This window comes from Loktanella sp. 3ANDIMAR09 (genome assembly GCF_001420005.1).
Taxonomy (GTDB): Bacteria; Pseudomonadota; Alphaproteobacteria; order Rhodobacterales; family Rhodobacteraceae; genus Loktanella.
In genome coordinates, this window is sequence record NZ_LJAK01000001.1 from 124,028 (window position 1) to 139,440 (window position 15,413).

Here is a 15,413-nt window from a genome sequence, read left to right on the forward strand (position 1 = left end):
GCTAGATCTCCATCAGTCTTTGCATCATGTCCTGGATTGTCTGCATGAGCCGTGCATTGGCGGCGTAGGCTTGTTCAACCTGCAAAAGGCGTTGAAGTTCAGCGTCGGTATCGACCCCGCCCGCCAATTCGGCGACGCGCAGCGCATCGCGCCGCGCCGTTGCAAAGGTCGTGGTGCGATCCGCCTGCAGTTGTTGGACGGACAAACCCTCGCCAAAATCAGCCACCAGTCTTGCAGCGGTCACAGGCGTCGTCGTCAGTGACGACAATCGCGGTGTTTGCATTGCTGTTGCATACCGTAGCAGCTGTGCATTCTGACCGACCGGGGCCGATGTCGTGGCCGCAAGACCGTCGCGCAGCCGCGCAGGGTCCCCGCCCTGCTGCGGATCCACTGCCGCATTCACTGCAATCCGGCCAGCCAATCCTGTCTCTGCGCCCGCCAGCAGCGGACCGCCCGCGTCCGTCAGCAGTCCTGCACCACCTGGTCCCAGTGACGGATCAACACCCGTGGCGGCAAAGCGGGCTACAAGATCCGTTGCGACCGCGTCAATGTTGCGCTGTGCGGTCACAAGCGTTTGATCGCGCAGCATGAACTGCGATGCGATTTCGCCACCGCGCAGGATGCCGACGCCATCTCGTCCGAGGGGGCGTCCGTTGATCGTCAGACCCGAAAGCGTACCCTCAGACTGCAGCTGATCCTCTGTCAGACCAGGCGTCGGGTCAAAACCGATCGTCGGTGGTTTACCGTCCAAAAGCGGACTGCCCGACAGCGTCAGCAGCGCGATCTGACCCTGTGACCGGGTCGATTCCTGAACCGGGACCAGGGCGGCAATCCGGTCCACCACAACCTGGCGGTTGTCCATCAGACCAGAGGCATCGCCACCCGTCAGAACCGTGCGACTGATGTCTGCATTCAGCTTTGCGACCTGTTGCAGCGCGGTATTCAAGTCAGCCACATTCGATGCGATTCGCTGATCAGCCCGCCTGCGCTCGGCCGTCACGCCTTCCGACACCGCATTTATCGCACCCGTCAATTCGGACAGCCTGTCGACGACCTGCGACAACCGCGCGACAGAGGACGGATCGGCCGCTGCGGTCGTCAGCGCAGACTCGACCGCTGACAGGCGCGCGCTGAGGCTGTCAGGCCTGTCAGGCGTCCCGATCCGGTCCATCAGGCGCGCCAGCGCTTCGACTTGGGTGTCCGCAAACGCGACCTCACCGTCGGCCTGACGCCGGTCGCCCAGCACGATCGGGTCGCTGTACCGCCGGATTCCATCAATGCGGACGCCGGCACTGGTGCCGCCGACGGTTTGGGCAGAGGTCAGCAATTCCCGCCGCGCATAACCTTCGGTCTGGGCATTCGCGAGGTTCGCAGAAATGACCTCGGCACGTCGGGCGTTGGCGTTCAGGCCGGATACCGCGTTATTGAGTGATTGCGAAATGCTCATGCCTCATGTCCCGTTTTGTCAGCGTTTGATATTGGTGGTTTCCTGAAGCATCTCATCCACGGTCTGGATGACCTTGGCGTTTGACGAATAGGCCCGTTGGGTCTGGATCAGTTCGGTCAACTCACCAGCGATATCCACGGTCGATGCCTCACGTGCGAAATTGACGACCTCGCCCGTTGGGCCATCGCCCGCATTCCACAGGAAGAACGCGCCAGATTCGGGGGTGACGCGATAGGCCTGCTGATCCAGCGCCTGCAGGCCATTCACGTTCGGCACATCCGCCAGCGGCACCTGATAGAGGATACGATTGATCCCGATATCGAACGACGCGCGCACATTGCCGTTTGCGTCAATTTCGATGCCCGTCAGGTTCCCCACCTGTGATCCGTCCTTTTCCGAGACGACCTGTGCAAACCTGTCTGACAGCTGGGTCATGCCATCACGACTGCCCAGCGCCCCGATATCGAAATCGATGGGCCCACCTGCAACATCCAGCTGGATCATCCCGGTTGCGGGCACATAGCCGTTCCCGGTCACCGTCTGCACATTCGTCAGCGTTCCACCGTTTGCGCGACTGGCATCAAAGGTCAGGGTATATTCCGCGATCGTGGCGTCGTCGCTGGCACTGTCCGTAATCGTCATGGTCCACTCGTTCGACGACCCAGTTGCCGGAACCGTGGGCGAGAAAACAACCGAAAGGGTTTCCGATTTCCCCAGGTTGTCGAAATATTCCAGGGTCAACGGCTGCACTGCGCCGCCGGATCCCGCGACGGTTTCGGTTGCAGGCAAATTCGCGCTGAACCGCATCTGTGTCGTGGGTTCGCCCGGGTATTGGTTCGTATTGATCCGCACCGGCGTCAGGCCGTTGGCGGAATCGCGCGGAAAGGCCGGTATCACCCCATCGGGATTCGCCTGCCACCCCATCAAGACCAGTCCACTGTCACTCTTGAGATAACCCTGATCATCGATCCGAAACGACCCGGTCGTCTGCAGCATCATCGGATTGTTGCCGTCGGCACTGCCCACAGAAACCGCGGGCGTCACGGGAAACATCCCGCGTCCGCGCACCGCGATATCGGTGGCGTTCGTCGTCGACACCAGTGAACCGCGCTGGTCAATCAGCCGCGTTGTCGTGGCGCGCACCCCACCCGCCGTATAGATGCCGCGCTGATCACCGATCACCATCGAATGAAAATCAGCCTCGACCCGCTTGTAACCGTAGGTCTGCGAATTGGCGATATTGTCCGAAATCGTGGCCAAGCGGGTCGCATTGGCCGACAATCCGAGGACACCGGCATTCAGGGAGGATGAAATGGTCATGGACGCGCCTTTCCAAGCGAAAACAACTATCGCACCAGTGCATAGCGCGGTGGGCTTAACGGCCTCCTAACGTGGCCATCACAAACCCGACCGCAGCAGGGTGACCGTCACGCGGTTGTTGCGCAGCTCTGTGTCCGGACTGACAAGTGGGACCCGGTCGGCATGACCCGTGGTGCGCACGATCCGGTCAGGCTGCGTGCCCGTGACCTGCAACAGCGCACGGACCTGACCCGCCCGGTCCATCGTCATGTCCCACGGCAGATCGCCCTGGCCCTCTGCCACATGCGCCGCCACCGCGACATCATTCGTCACCAGCCCCATCACGCGACTGATCATGGTGATCAGCGTGACCGTCACCGGCTGCGGGCGCGCCGTATCAGCAATGAATATAGGTGCGCCGGGCAGATCGAAAATCTCGATCACCAGACCTTCGTCGGTCATGCGGGTCACCAGCTGGCGCATGGCGTTTTCCAGCTCCATCGACTCGCCGCCCCGGCCCAGCAAGGCGGATTCAAGGTCACGCAAGGCCTGCCGGTCGGCTGCATCGGCCAGACCTGCGGCGGGCCCGCCTTCCAGCTCGGCAATGCCGCCAGTGCCCATTTCCAACAGCGTATCCAGCGATTGCAGCGACTCGCCCGACAGTGATCCGTCACCGCCGCCCGACAACTGGCTGAACGGGATCGTCGGCGCAAAATAATCGGCGATCCCCGCGCGTTGCTGTTCCGTGGTCGCGTTCAGCAGCCACATCAGCATGAAAAACGCCATCATCGCCGTCACGAAATCCGCATAGGCGACCTTCCAGGCCCCGCCGTGGTGCCCGCCACCTGCGATGACCTTCTTGCGTTTGATGATGATCGGTCGGTTGTTGCCAGTGCTCATGTCCGGTCCCTGCGTTGCCACCTGAAGCGGGGATGACAACGCAGGAGTGAACAACTCACTAAACGCGCAATGCGCCGGATTTAGGTTGCGATATCCTTATGGACATAGATCTCGTCCACGCCACAGAATTCCGCCAGATTGTAGCCATGTTCGCGCATCAGTGCCGCGATGTCGCGCGCGGTGGTGTTGTTCTCGATCGCCCAGACGCCGACCTTGTACTTGTCAAAGTCAAAGGCCCGCAGCGCGGCCAGCTCTCCGCCCTCGATATCAAGCGAGACAAAATCCACCTCGGTCACGCCAATTTCGTCGAACAAGGCGTTCAAAGTCCTTGTCGGCACGGTGATGCTGTCCTCGGCGTGGCGCGGATCGGCGCGCACCCGTTCCAGCAGCTTGGGGTCGTAGGTGCCTTTCAGGCCGCTCATCTGGGTATAGCCCTTGGTCACCGCAATGAACGGTGCCTCGCCGTCGCTGTCAGAGATCGCATAGGGCAGGCAGGGCGCCGTGCGCCACATTGCTGCCGTATCACGGTACGCTTTCACCGGCTCGACCAGGGTGCCGGTCCAGCCGCGCCACTTCTCGAAATACAGAGAATTTGAACCAGTTATTCCGTTGAACGCCCCGATATCCAAAAAGGTGCCGTCCCGCTTGCCCTTGAAAATCGTATCCACGACCTGATCCTGGCCCGCCTGGGATGTATAGGGGAATCCCGGCGTCATCATGCTGGCGACCTCATGCAGCAACCGCACGACGGGGCCGCGCTTGCGGCTTTTCTCGGTCTTGAGGATCTTGGACAGCTGCTGGCGCACCTCGTGCAATTCCTTGCGGGCGGCATTGACGCGGTCTTGGGGGGTCATAGGCTTTGGCTCTCCGGACTGTAGTATGACTTCTCTTCCACGATGGCAGAGCCAAGCAGAACGTTGATCCGCTTTTTCACGGCGGCGCGTTGATCGTTGGTGACATATACCGCACGCGCCAGGGCGATGAAACCGGGGCCGAAATCGCGGCGGGCCTCAAAGGCACGGATATCGTCCTCGATTTCCCACAGGTCGGCGTTGATCCGGTACAGTTCATCCCACAGCGCAGTCAGCGCGGCGCTGTGCTGCAACGCCTGATCCGCAATAGCCTGCAACACGCGGCGCTCATGGCGGACATTGGTCAGCTTGGCCTGATCGGTGATCTTTTCTTCTTTCAGGCGCAGGATCGTCAGCTTGTCGATCAATTCGCCGGGTGCAGTCGGAACGAGTAACTCTTTCATCTCAAATCTCCATCTGGGCGCGAACGGCTGACGTCACATCCGCCATAACGCCGTCCCAGTCTAATGGTTCATGCTGCCGGAACAGGCGCATTGACGGATACCATGCCGTGGTCGGTCCCGCATGGCGGTACACCCAAAAGGCATCCCAGTGCAAAACGACCCACACCGGCACGCCCAGCGATCCGGCCAGATGCGCCGTGGCCGTGTCTGACGTGATCACCAGATCCAGTTGCCGCATCATCGCGGCCGTATCCGCAAAGTCGCGTTCGCTGCTGCCTGTGTCGATGATCACACCGTCCGTGCCGTCGGCGTGGTAGGGTGCCAGTTCCGGCCCCTTGTACAGCGAAAAAAGCTGGACACCCGGCACGGCCGCCAGCCCAAGGTAGTTACGGTGGCTGAACGACCGGAATGCATTGCCCTTGTAGGTGACGGACCCGGTCCAGACGACACCGATCCGCATCTTGCCGGCGTGTGGTTTCAGCAGGGCGCGCGCGCGCGCGACGCTGTCTACGGGCATCGTCAGGCGGCACGGCGGTGGCACTGTGTCATCCTGCTCGAAATGCAGCAGCGCGAGGTCCATGATATTGATCCAATAGTCGGCCTGCGTGTCCGCCGTCAGATCCGGCACCATCGCATCGACGCCATCGATCCCCGCGAACAGACGCCGCAGGGGTTTCTTGACCTGCATCACCACGCGCGCGCCACGCCCCCGCAGCACGGCGGCAAAGCGCGCAAACAGGATCGCATCACCAAATCCCTGTTCGGGCAGGATCACGATGGTCTTGCCGTCCAGCGGCTGACCCGTCCATTCGGGAAACGGCAGATTGCGCGGTTTCAACTCTCCCGCACGCCAACGCGCGCGATAGTTCCGGAACGCCTGCGCGTAATCCCCCGCCCCCAGTTGCGCAAAGGCCAGCTGCATCTGCAATTCCGCATCATCGGGAAACCGCGCGCGCGCGGCTTCCAGCCAGCGTATCGCGGCTGCATAATCACCCTTGCCGCGCAGGCAGCGCCCGACCATCGCCAGATGGTTCAGATCGTCGGGGGTCTGGTCCAGCAACCTGTGCCGCAGGGCCAGCGACTGATCGTATTGCCCCACATCGGACAGCGCATTCGCCGCGTTGTTCATGACGGATACATCGTCCGGTGCCAGCGCCAACGCACGCTGATGGGCGAGCAGCGCCATCTGCGTGCGGTGCGCGCGCCGGTGCAGCGCCCCCAGGTTCGACCACATCCGCGCATCCCCTGGCACCCGCGCCAGATAGGCGGCATAGGCGCGCAATGCGGTTTCGGTATCGCCATCCGTATGCGCCTGCGCCGCTGACGCACGCAATTCGGACAGTGACTTGGCCGTATCCGTCACTGCGCCATCACTCCGACCGGTCACGCTTGACCGGGCAGACCAGTTTTTTCGGACGCCGCGCCTCTGCCGCTTCGAACAGTGAAAACGTCTGGTTGACGTAGTTCACCGCGCCCGAAATCAGCTCCATGTAATTCTTCAGGTCCTCGGTCTGTTCGACCTCCTGCACGACGACCGACCGGTCCTGCGGCATCGTCTCGAATGTGACGTAGAACAGCGGGTCCCCCCGGTTCACGACCAACGGCTTGGTATGGTCGACCCACTCGAACGCCCACATCAGCGGACGCGGCCAGACATTGATCGGGAACCGCCCACCGAAAATCGTGCCCGGCAGCGGCGTTTTCGCATAATGCATGAAAGGCGCGACCTGGCTCATGTAAACCGGCTCATCCGCGATGAACGTATATGGCAGTTCCAGCTGGATGGTCGGCACGCCGGGGTAACGCCATTCATGTTCCGCCGCGATATGCAGTTTTTCACGTAGCTTGTTGCCACGGATGCCGCTGCGGTCCCCGTTGAGGTTGCGCATCGCGGGCTTGCCGTCCTTGTCGCGGACGAATTCGAGGTTCAGATCGAACGGGCACCGCACCACGAAATAGCGGCTTTCCATGTTGATGACCGCAGGGCAGCGACTTGCGGATTTCGCGTGGGTCTTGTTCATGTCCACGGACCGCACCCGTTCGGGCGGGAAATAGACGATCCCGGCCTTCATCTGGTTCAGAAACCAGCCGACCTGCACAGGGCCTTTGCCCGGCTCTGTCCCTTGTGTGTTTTCAAATCTGACCGATAGCTGCATTGCCCAAACCTCTTGCCGTCCGCGTTCTTTGGTCCGTTACTTGTCCGGACTGGCGGTTGATTGGTCAATATATCGTAAATTACGGCCTTACTGTGGTGGGGTCGGGTCCAGTTTCAGATAATCGTATTTCGCCAGAAACAGCGCCGCCGCGATGGCAAGGTCGCCTCGCAGGTCCATTGCCGCCGCAATGTCGCCGATCCGGGCCATACCGGCACGCCCCGCCGCATCAACAAACCCCAAAATACGCGCATCCGGCAATTGCTTGCGCCGGTACAGCCCGCGCCCATTCAGCGCATCAAGTGACGCAAGCGCATCCTGCCCCATCGGTCGCACCTGTGACACGACCCAATCCGTCGTGACATGATCCGTCGGATACCCGGAATAGAGGTCAAAGGGGTCAATCTGCAACGGCATCACCGCCGGGCGGGTCTTGGCTGCGGCCCGCCGCGCCGCCAGTTCGTCGCACAGTGCCAGATACTGCGGAATGACCGCCGCCCAGTCATAATGCGCGCGCACGTGCGCCGCACCGGCCTGCCCCATCCTGCCCCGCAACCCTGCATCCAGCGCGAGAGCGCGCAGGGCATCGGCATAAGCGGCCACATCAATCTGCGTCTGCTGTTGGATCAGTGACAGATGATGCAGGTAGCCATCGCGCCCATCCGCGAACCGCGCCGCCAGATCGGCCCCCACGGGTTGACCCGGCCCGGTCATGCGGGTGGGGATCAACATGCCCGTCTCACCATGCACGACCGTGTCACGAAACCCATTCCAATCGGGCATGACAACGGGCAATCCCGCCGCCATCGCCTCGACCGGGACCAGACCGAATGTTTCCTGAATGTTGTCCACAGGCAGGGTGAATACATCGGCCCCCGCCCAGATATCGCGCCGGATGTCCGCGTCGCGCCCGTCGATCTGCACCACCTTGACCGACGGACAGAACACCGCCGCCGCATCACGGTGCAACGCCGCCTCCTTTTCGCGGTTGGCCCAGCCGACCTGCCACAGATGCACCGGGCGTCCCATATCCTGCGCGACCTGTTCCAGCGCCAGATACAATGGCACGGGGTTTGCCTTTTCCACACTGGTCAGACGCCCCATGGTCATGACGACAAAGGCATCATCCGCCCCGAACCGCGCCCGCATTGCAGCCCGCGCACCGTCGCGCTGCACAAAGTCATCCACATGAATCCCCAGCGGTATCACCGGCAGTTGCGGTATCGGCATCCGGGTCGCCCCGAACCGATCCGCATAGAACAGCACGTCTTCTTCCATCTGGCGGGCGACCACGGATTGCACCGCGCGACTGGTGCAGATCACGGCGTCCCAGTCATGCACAGGCTCGGCCAGCAGTTTGTGCAACCCTTCCATCACACGCCGCGTGGATACCGTATGCGTGATGCCCACCAGACTGCACGCCGCAGCGCCAAACCGCTGCCGCTGCCATGCCGCCTGCATATATCCCGGACCGGGGAAAAAGATCGTCCCGACCCCCGTGAAATCCGCACCGGAATTCAGCGCCATCGCAGACAGGGGCCGCGCCTCGCCCAGACCGCGCGCAACCGTGTCAAACACCTTGGCCGCTGCGGGGGTTTCCACCAGCGCATGAACGGTCTCGCCCGGCACATGTTGCAGGAAACCGCGCAGGAACGATTGCCCCGCGCTGCGCCGTCCCACCAGGTCCTTGCCCTCACCCTCGATCGCATCCGCATGGAAAAAGATCGCGGGCCCGGTCATCCCAGAACGATATCCCGACAGCCGTCACCGTCACTCAGCACCGCCGCATCCAGCGCCCGCTGCAACGTCGCACCACGCGCAAAATCGGGCAGGACCGATTGCCCCGCGCGAATGGCCTCGATGAACCGGACATAGTTGGTCTGCACGGGCGGCACCTCCAGATACTCCCACGCAGCCGTGCCGATCTGGTCCCCCAGACAGGCCCGCAAGACGGACTGGTTATCCTCCCAGCGCACATCCAGACCACCTTCGGTTCCGAAAACCCGCAGGCGCAGGTCGTTCATGTGTCCGCTGGCATAGCGACTGGCGTGCACCACGCCGATCGCCCCGTTGGTCAGTTGCACCTGCATCGTCGCACTGTCGTTGGCATCCAGCACATAGGCGCCGATCTGCCCGCCAGGCGCCTTGTCGAACGTCCTGAGCCGGCACGACACCGCAGCCGAATCCGCGCCCGCAACGAATGTCGCGAAATCAAGGATATGCACCCCTACATCGCCCAGCACACCCAATGACCCGTGTTTCGACGACAGCCGCCACAGCCATTGTTCTTCTTCGTCCCATTTCCCCCAGGCGGGCTGGGTCAGCCAGCTTTGCAGATAGGACGCCTCAAAGTGCCGGACCTCGCCGATGGCACCGCTGGCGACCAGTCGCTGGGCCTCCATGATCGCGGGAATGTTGCGATAAGTCAGATTGACCATGTTCACGACACCTGCCGCCTGCGCGGCCACCGCCATCTGTGCTGCATCGGCGTAGGTCACGGCAAGCGGCTTTTCGCACAACACATGCTTGCCCGCTGCCAGCAGCGGCATGGTCGTCGGGAAATGCACGGCGTCGGGCGTCACGTTGGACACCGCGTCGAATTCCCCCCATTGGATCGCCTCGATCACGGAATCGAACCCGTGGGTGATCCCGTATTGCGCGTTGAATTCATGCAGATTTTCGGGATTCCGGTCGACACCGCCGACCAGTTCGACCCCCTCCATCGCCTGATAGGCACTGGCATGGGCATGGGCCATGCCGCCTGTCCCCACGATCAGGACACGTATGGGATCGCTCACTTGAAACCCTCTTCGCCATCCGCGTGCAGGCTTGGCCCGCGCGCCTCGATGGGTTCCAGCGCCTTTTCCACGGGCACGTTGGGCGCGTCTGTCGGGGCAGGATCGCGCATCGCGGGATTATGCGCCCAGCGCACGGCATTGGTGATCACGCGCTGAATGTTCGCATCGTGATAGGTTGGATAGGTCTCGTGTCCGGGGCGGAAATAGAACACGTTGCCCGCACCGCGTTTATACGTCAGCCCGGACCGGAACACCTCGCCGCCCTGAAACCAGCTGACAAAGACCGTTTCCAGCGGTTCCGGCACGCCAAAGGGTTCGCCGTACATTTCCTCGTTTTCCAGTTCGAAATGATCGGGCAGCCCCGCCGTGATGGGATGATTCCGTGACGTGACCCATAGGCGTTCGCGTTCCCCCGCCTCGCGCCAGGTCAGGTTGCAGGCGCTGCCCATCAGACGCTTGAACGGCTTGGCGAAATGCGCGGAATGCAGCGCGATGAATCCCATGCCGGACCAGACCGCCTCGGTCACGCGCGCAACCACGGCGTCATCGACATCGCCGTGCGCCGCATGGCCCCACCAGATCAGAACGTCGGTGTTGTCCAGCCGTTCCTGCGTCAGTCCGTGCTCCGGCTCTTGCAGCGTGGCGGTGGTGGCAGCGATTCCCTCTGCCTTGTTCAGCGCATCCGCAATCGCGCCGTGGATGCCACGGGGATACAGATCGCCGACGATCTTGTTATGTGTTTCGTGGACGTTTTCGTTCCAGACGGTGACGCGAATAGCCATGGCAGGCCCTTTCCAAATCGTTTCGGTCACGGTGCATCGGGCGCAGAAAAAGTGCAAATGCTGTTTGGCCAAATCCGAATCTGTCCGCTTTAGTTTACACTTGCCCGCAGGGTATATGTCTAGCTAGACTGACACCCATGAGCACCCTTGCCGATCACCCCGTACCACAGCGCCGCTGGCCCGCGCCGCGCGCCCTGTTGCGCCTGGTCAAGCCGTGGACCTGGTTCCCGCCCATGTGGGCCTACCTGTGTGGCGTCGTGTCCGTCGGCACATTGTCAGCCGACTGGACGCTGGTGGCGCTGGGCGTCGTGCTCGCCGGTCCGGTGACCTGCGGCATGAGCCAGGCTGCCAACGACTGGTGCGACCGCCACGTCGATGCGATCAACGAACCGGATCGCCCCATCCCGTCCGGTGCCGTCCCGGGCCGCTGGGGCCTGTGGATTGCACTGGCGATGACCGCGCTATCGCTGGCCATCGGCTGGCAACTGGGCGCATGGGGGTTTGGTGCAACCGCACTCGCCTGTGCTGCCGCCTGGGCCTATTCGGCAGAGCCGCTCCGGGCGAAACGTTCGCCCCTGTGGGGACCGCTGCTCTGTGGTCTGGCCTATGAAACCCTGCCGTGGATCACCGGCGCTGCCGTGCTGTCGGCCGGTGCGCCGCCCCCCCTCATCATGGTCACAGCCACGCTCTACGGGATCGGGGCCTATGGCATCATGGTGCTCAACGATTTCAAATCCGTGACCGGTGACCGCGCCCTCGGCCTGCGATCACTGCCCGTTGTCCTGGGCCCGGCCCGCGCCGCGCGCGTGGCCTGCTGGGCCATGACCCTGCCGCAGATCGCGGTCATTATCCTGCTCGACCTCAACGGCAAGCTGCTGCACGGCACCGCCGTCGCCGCCCTGCTCGCCATCCAGCTGATCGCCATGCGCACCCTGCTGCGTGATCCGCTGGGACGTGCGCAATGGTATCAGGGCATGGGCATCCTGTTTTTCATCGCAGGCATGATGGTCACAGCCACCGCCCTGCGCAGTATCGGAGTCTGACATGCTGACGTGGTTCCAGATCATGCGACTTGGCCTCGTGCAAATGTGCCTTGGCGCAATCGTGGTCCTGACCACATCCACCCTGAACCGCCTCATGGTGGTCGAGTTGTCACTGGCCGCCGTCCTCCCCGGCGCGCTGGTGGCATTGCACTACGGCATCCAGCTTAGTCGCCCCAAGTGGGGCTTTGCCTCTGACGCGGGCGGACAGCGCACCCGCTGGATCGTCGGCGGCATGGCGATCCTTGCCGCAGGCGCACTGCTGGCGACCGTGGCGATCCTGCTGTTCCCCGCCGGCTTTGCGCTGGGTCTGACCGTGTCCATCATCGCCTATGCACTGATCGGTCTGGGTGTCGGCGCATCCGGCACGTCACTGCTGGCACTGCTGGCGACGACCACCGCCCCCCACCGCCGCGCCGCCGCCGCCACGATCACATGGCTGATGATGATCTTTGGCATCGCGGTCACCGCTGGCACCGTGGGTGCCTTCCTTGATCCATACACGCCCGCCTTGCTGCTCAAGGTCGTCACCATCGTCGTGACCGCCGCCATAGCCCTGACCACCCTCGCCGTCTGGGGCCTCGAACGCCGCCTGATCAAGGTCACGGAACCCGACGCCACTCCCTTTCGCCAGGGCCTGGCAGAGGTCTGGGCCGAACGCCGCGCGCGCAACTTCACGCTTTTCGTGTTCCTCTCGATGACCGCCTATTTCATGCAGGAACTGATCTTGGAACCCTACGCCGGCCTCGTCTTTGGCTTTACACCCGGCCAGTCCACCTCCCTGTCGGGCGCACAGAACGGCGGCACATTCGTCGGAATGCTGGCCGTTGGCATCCTTGCCACCGGGTTCAAGATCGGCGGCCTGCGCGGCTGGGTCGTCGCAGGCTGCATCGGGTCCGCCGCATCGCTGGCGGCACTCGCTTTCATCGGGCCAATGGGGCCGGGTGCACCGCTGGTGCCCGTTGTCGTGGCACTCGGTTTCTTCAACGGCATGTTCGCCGTCGCCGCCATCGGGTCGATGATGGCGCTGGCAGGCCAGGGCCGCGACCGCCGCGAAGGCACGCGCATGGGCCTGTGGGGGGCCGCACAGGCGGTCGCCGCAGGCTTTGGCGGGCTGACGGGTGCTGCCCTTGTCGATCTGGGCCGCACCGCCCTTGGCGACGCACAGGCCTTTGGCTCTGTCTTCATCTTCGAGGCGGCCCTGTTTCTGACCGCCGCCCTGATGGCCGCGAAAATCATGGACCGCCACCGTGCGTCCGCATCCACACTCGTTCCGGGAGAATAGCCATGAAATATGATGTCGTTGTCGTGGGCGCAGGCCCTGCCGGGGCCACTGCCGCCGAGGATCTGGTCCGTTCCGGCCACCGGGTCGCGATGCTGGACCGGTTGGGCCGGATCAAACCCTGCGGTGGCGCAATCCCGCCCCGCCTGATCGCTGACTTTTTCATCCCCGACGCACAGCTTGTCGCGAAAATCACGACCGCACGGATGGTGTCCCCCACCCAGCGCCACGTCGATATCCCGATCGAGAACGGTTTTGTCGGGATGGTGGACCGCGAACATTTCGACCCATTCCTGCGTGACCGCGCCGTATCAGCCGGGGCCGATCTGATCGCCGGGACATTCGTGCGCATCACCCGCGACGCGGACGGCAGCCACGTTGTTTACCGGGACAAGGAAACGGGCGACGAACGCACCCTGTCCACCAAGATGATCATCGGTGCCGACGGTGCGCGGTCCAAGGTTGCGGCCCAATGCGTGCCGGGCGGCGATAAAATCCCCTACGTCATCGCCTACCACGAAATCGTCGAGGCCCCCGCCGCCAACGCCACCTACGACCCCAAGCGCTGCGACGTGATCTATGACGGCAAGATCTCGCCCGATTTCTACGGCTGGATTTTCCCCCACGGCGGTCAGGCCAGCATCGGCATGGGGTCGCTGGTCAAATCAGTGGACGTCAAACAGGCCACCGCCGACCTGCGCGCCGCCCACGGTCTGACCGACTGCAAGACCATCCGCCGCGAAGGTGCGCCGATCCCGCTGAAACCGCTGGACCGTTGGGACAACGGCAGCGACGTCGTGCTGGCCGGTGACGCGGCCGGTGTCGTGGCCCCGTCGTCTGGCGAAGGCATCTATTACGCCATGGTCGGTGGTCGCGTCGCCGCGACCGCTGCTGCGGCGAAACTCAAAACCGGCCGCGCCAAGGACCTGCAACTGGCCCGCAAACTGTTCATGCGGGAACACAAACAGGTATTCCGGGTTCTCGGCGCGATGCAAAACGCCTATTACCGCAGCGATGAACGGCGCGAACGGTTCGTGTCGCTCTGCCACGACGTCGATGTTCAGAAACTGACGTTCGAGGCCTATATGAACAAGGCACTGGTAAAGGCACGGCCCATGGCGCACCTGAAAATCGGCATCAAGAACCTCGCCCATCTGTCAGGGCTGGTCAGCGTCACCCGCACATGACGGTGATGATCCCCGCATGGATCGACGGCACCCTGACGCCCGTCGAAAAACTGGACGCCCACCTGCGTGGCCTGCGCCACAAGGCGATCAGCGTCTTTGTCATGCGCGGCGATCAGGTGCTGATCCAGCAACGGGCGATGGGCAAATACCACACGCCCGGCCTCTGGGCGAACACCTGCTGCACCCACCCCGACTGGGGCGAGGATTCACTGACCTGCGCCACGCGCCGCCTGAACGAGGAGTTAGGCATCACTGGCCTGACACTGACCCATCGCGACCGCCTTGAATATCGCGCGGATGTTGGCGGCGGCCTGATCGAACACGAGGTGGTCGAGGTCTATACCGCCGATGCCCCCGCCGATCTGCCTGTCATCCCCAACCCCGAAGAGGTCATGGCGACCCGCTGGGTCGCGTTGCGTGATCTGATGGCACAGGTTGAGCGCGACCCCACGGCCTTTACCCCGTGGCTGAAAATCTACCTGGCTGACCACGCGCAGGCGATCTTTGGCGAGGCCACGCCGGTGGGCTAGTCAGTCAGCCGGGGCCTTGATCCGTTCGATCTGGTCCAATGCTGCATCTACGTCGTTGAAAGTGATGCCGTCCATTTCCTGCGGGGTAAGCGTCCACCACTTCACCCGCTGAAACCGCGCGATCGTCGCCGCATCGAACCGATAGCGAATGACCAGCGCCGGAATACCGCCGACGATGGCATGGGGTGGCACGTCTTTGTTCACAAACGACCCTGCCCCAAGGATCGCACCATCGCCGACTTTGACCCCCCGCCGCACCACAACTTTCGTGCCGATCCATACGTCATGGCCGATCGCCGTGCTCGGGCGTGACTTGTGTTTGATCCGGCGCGGCTTGTCGTAGCCGGGAACGTCCCGAAAGTGACCTGTATTGTACTGGAAAGAGTGGACACTCATCCAATCCATCGGGTGTTCCGGCGGACCAATGTCCACTCCCGTCGCAATCGTGCAAAAGCGGCCGATCGTGGTGCCGCGCGCCACCCGCGTGCCACGTATGAGGTAGGTATAGCGCCCGATGCTTGCACGATCCTTGATGATGGCACCGCCCGGACTGACCGGCCATTCCAGCTTCGCGCTTTTGGAAACATTTCTGTACTGCCGGCGTCTGGCCCGCAACCGTCTTAAATACTTGATAATCATACGCTCCGCGCCGCTGCTTTCTCTATGGCCGCGCAGCAACATTTCCATGCCCTCGCCCGGACGGTGACACTCTGCGCGAGGGGCGCGAATTTCGCAATTCG

The 15,413-nt window shown here is 62.9% G+C and carries 15 protein-coding genes; 4 read left to right on the forward strand and 11 right to left on the reverse strand.

The window, feature by feature from the left end; genetic code table 11:
- Position 1: 1 nt before the first annotated feature.
- The 10 genes from flgK to AN189_RS00690 all read right to left on the reverse strand — a co-directional run bounded on the left by flgK (position 2) and on the right by AN189_RS00690 (position 10,634).
- Positions 2–1,447, reverse strand: a complete 1,446-nt coding sequence (gene flgK, locus AN189_RS00645; RefSeq protein ID WP_056029476.1) for a flagellar hook-associated protein FlgK — start codon at positions 1,445–1,447, stop codon at positions 2–4.
- A gap of 18 nt (positions 1,448–1,465) precedes the next feature.
- Positions 1,466–2,767, reverse strand: coding sequence for a flagellar hook protein FlgE (locus AN189_RS00650; RefSeq protein ID WP_056029479.1), 1,302 nt, complete (start codon positions 2,765–2,767; stop codon positions 1,466–1,468).
- Between the two features lie 78 nt (positions 2,768–2,845).
- Positions 2,846–3,646, reverse strand: coding sequence for a flagellar motor protein MotB (locus tag AN189_RS00655; protein WP_056029482.1), 801 nt, complete (start codon positions 3,644–3,646; stop codon positions 2,846–2,848).
- Positions 3,647–3,726: 80 nt separating this feature from the next.
- A complete protein-coding gene (locus AN189_RS00660; RefSeq protein WP_056029485.1) occupies positions 3,727–4,500 on the reverse strand; it encodes an FkbM family methyltransferase in 774 nt (257 codons plus the stop codon).
- A complete protein-coding gene (locus AN189_RS00665) occupies positions 4,497–4,901 on the reverse strand; it encodes a DUF6165 family protein (protein WP_056029488.1) in 405 nt (134 codons plus the stop codon). Before AN189_RS00665 ends, AN189_RS00660 begins: the two co-directional genes overlap by 4 nt.
- A gap of 1 nt (position 4,902) precedes the next feature.
- Entirely contained in the window at positions 4,903–6,288 is a 1,386-nt protein-coding gene (locus tag AN189_RS00670; protein ID WP_056029491.1) for a tetratricopeptide repeat protein, read from the reverse strand.
- Positions 6,272–7,057 carry a hypothetical protein gene (locus AN189_RS00675; protein WP_056029494.1) on the reverse strand — a complete coding sequence of 262 codons (786 nt, stop codon included), beginning with the start codon at positions 7,055–7,057 and terminating at the stop codon, positions 6,272–6,274. The genes AN189_RS00670 and AN189_RS00675 overlap by 17 nt, the downstream gene beginning before the upstream one ends.
- 87 nt (positions 7,058–7,144) lie before the next feature.
- Positions 7,145–8,794, reverse strand: a complete 1,650-nt coding sequence (locus AN189_RS00680) for a glycosyltransferase family 4 protein (RefSeq protein WP_056029496.1) — start codon at positions 8,792–8,794, stop codon at positions 7,145–7,147.
- On the reverse strand, positions 8,791–9,852 hold the full coding sequence (locus tag AN189_RS00685; RefSeq protein WP_216597713.1) for a Gfo/Idh/MocA family protein: 1,062 nt from the start codon (positions 9,850–9,852) through the stop codon (positions 8,791–8,793). The genes AN189_RS00680 and AN189_RS00685 overlap by 4 nt, the downstream gene beginning before the upstream one ends.
- A complete protein-coding gene (locus AN189_RS00690; RefSeq protein WP_056029499.1) occupies positions 9,849–10,634 on the reverse strand; it encodes a ThuA domain-containing protein in 786 nt (261 codons plus the stop codon). The genes AN189_RS00685 and AN189_RS00690 overlap by 4 nt, the downstream gene beginning before the upstream one ends.
- A gap of 137 nt (positions 10,635–10,771) precedes the next feature.
- Between AN189_RS00690 and chlG the strand changes: the two genes are divergently transcribed.
- Genes chlG through idi form a run of 4 tightly spaced genes read left to right on the forward strand, consistent with a single transcriptional unit; the run spans position 10,772 to position 14,673 of the window.
- Positions 10,772–11,677, forward strand: a complete 906-nt coding sequence (gene chlG / locus AN189_RS00695) for a chlorophyll synthase ChlG (RefSeq protein ID WP_056029502.1) — start codon at positions 10,772–10,774, stop codon at positions 11,675–11,677.
- Position 11,678: 1 nt separating this feature from the next.
- Positions 11,679–12,959: a BCD family MFS transporter gene (locus AN189_RS00700; RefSeq protein WP_056029505.1), complete on the forward strand. Its 1,281-nt coding sequence runs from the start codon at positions 11,679–11,681 to the stop codon at positions 12,957–12,959.
- Between the two features lie 2 nt (positions 12,960–12,961).
- Positions 12,962–14,143: a geranylgeranyl diphosphate reductase gene (locus AN189_RS00705; protein WP_056029508.1), complete on the forward strand. Its 1,182-nt coding sequence runs from the start codon at positions 12,962–12,964 to the stop codon at positions 14,141–14,143.
- Positions 14,140–14,673 (forward strand): isopentenyl-diphosphate Delta-isomerase, encoded by a 534-nt coding sequence (gene idi, locus AN189_RS00710; protein WP_056029511.1) that lies wholly within the window; start codon positions 14,140–14,142, stop codon positions 14,671–14,673. Before AN189_RS00705 ends, idi begins: the two co-directional genes overlap by 4 nt.
- Here the strand turns inward: idi and AN189_RS00715 are convergent, their stop codons facing one another.
- Complete coding sequence (locus AN189_RS00715) at positions 14,674–15,360, reverse strand: CatB-related O-acetyltransferase (RefSeq protein ID WP_172794828.1); 687 nt, start codon at positions 15,358–15,360, stop codon at positions 14,674–14,676.
- Positions 15,361–15,413 lie beyond the last annotated feature (53 nt).

Bases quoted from the DNA above. Each gene is read 5' to 3' on its own strand.
- AN189_RS00655 (WP_056029482.1), bottom strand. From the start codon at position 3,646: ATGAGCACTGGCAACAACCGACCGATCATCATCAAACGCAAGAAGGTC.
- AN189_RS00715 (WP_172794828.1), bottom strand. From the start codon at position 15,360: ATGGAAATGTTGCTGCGCGGCCATAGAGAAAGCAGCGGCGCGGAGCGT.
- chlG (WP_056029502.1), top strand. From the start codon at position 10,772: ATGAGCACCCTTGCCGATCACCCCGTACCACAGCGCCGCTGGCCCGCG.
- AN189_RS00650 (WP_056029479.1), bottom strand. From the start codon at position 2,767: ATGACCATTTCATCCTCCCTGAATGCCGGTGTCCTCGGATTGTCGGCC.
- AN189_RS00660 (WP_056029485.1), bottom strand. From the start codon at position 4,500: ATGACCCCCCAAGACCGCGTCAATGCCGCCCGCAAGGAATTGCACGAG.
- flgK (WP_056029476.1), bottom strand. From the start codon at position 1,447: ATGAGCATTTCGCAATCACTCAATAACGCGGTATCCGGCCTGAACGCC.
- AN189_RS00665 (WP_056029488.1), bottom strand. From the start codon at position 4,901: ATGAAAGAGTTACTCGTTCCGACTGCACCCGGCGAATTGATCGACAAG.
- idi (WP_056029511.1), top strand. From the start codon at position 14,140: ATGACGGTGATGATCCCCGCATGGATCGACGGCACCCTGACGCCCGTC.
- AN189_RS00680 (WP_056029496.1), bottom strand. From the start codon at position 8,794: ATGACCGGGCCCGCGATCTTTTTCCATGCGGATGCGATCGAGGGTGAG.
- AN189_RS00705 (WP_056029508.1), top strand. From the start codon at position 12,962: ATGAAATATGATGTCGTTGTCGTGGGCGCAGGCCCTGCCGGGGCCACT.
- AN189_RS00700 (WP_056029505.1), top strand. From the start codon at position 11,679: ATGCTGACGTGGTTCCAGATCATGCGACTTGGCCTCGTGCAAATGTGC.
- AN189_RS00690 (WP_056029499.1), bottom strand. From the start codon at position 10,634: ATGGCTATTCGCGTCACCGTCTGGAACGAAAACGTCCACGAAACACAT.
- AN189_RS00675 (WP_056029494.1), bottom strand. From the start codon at position 7,057: ATGCAGCTATCGGTCAGATTTGAAAACACACAAGGGACAGAGCCGGGC.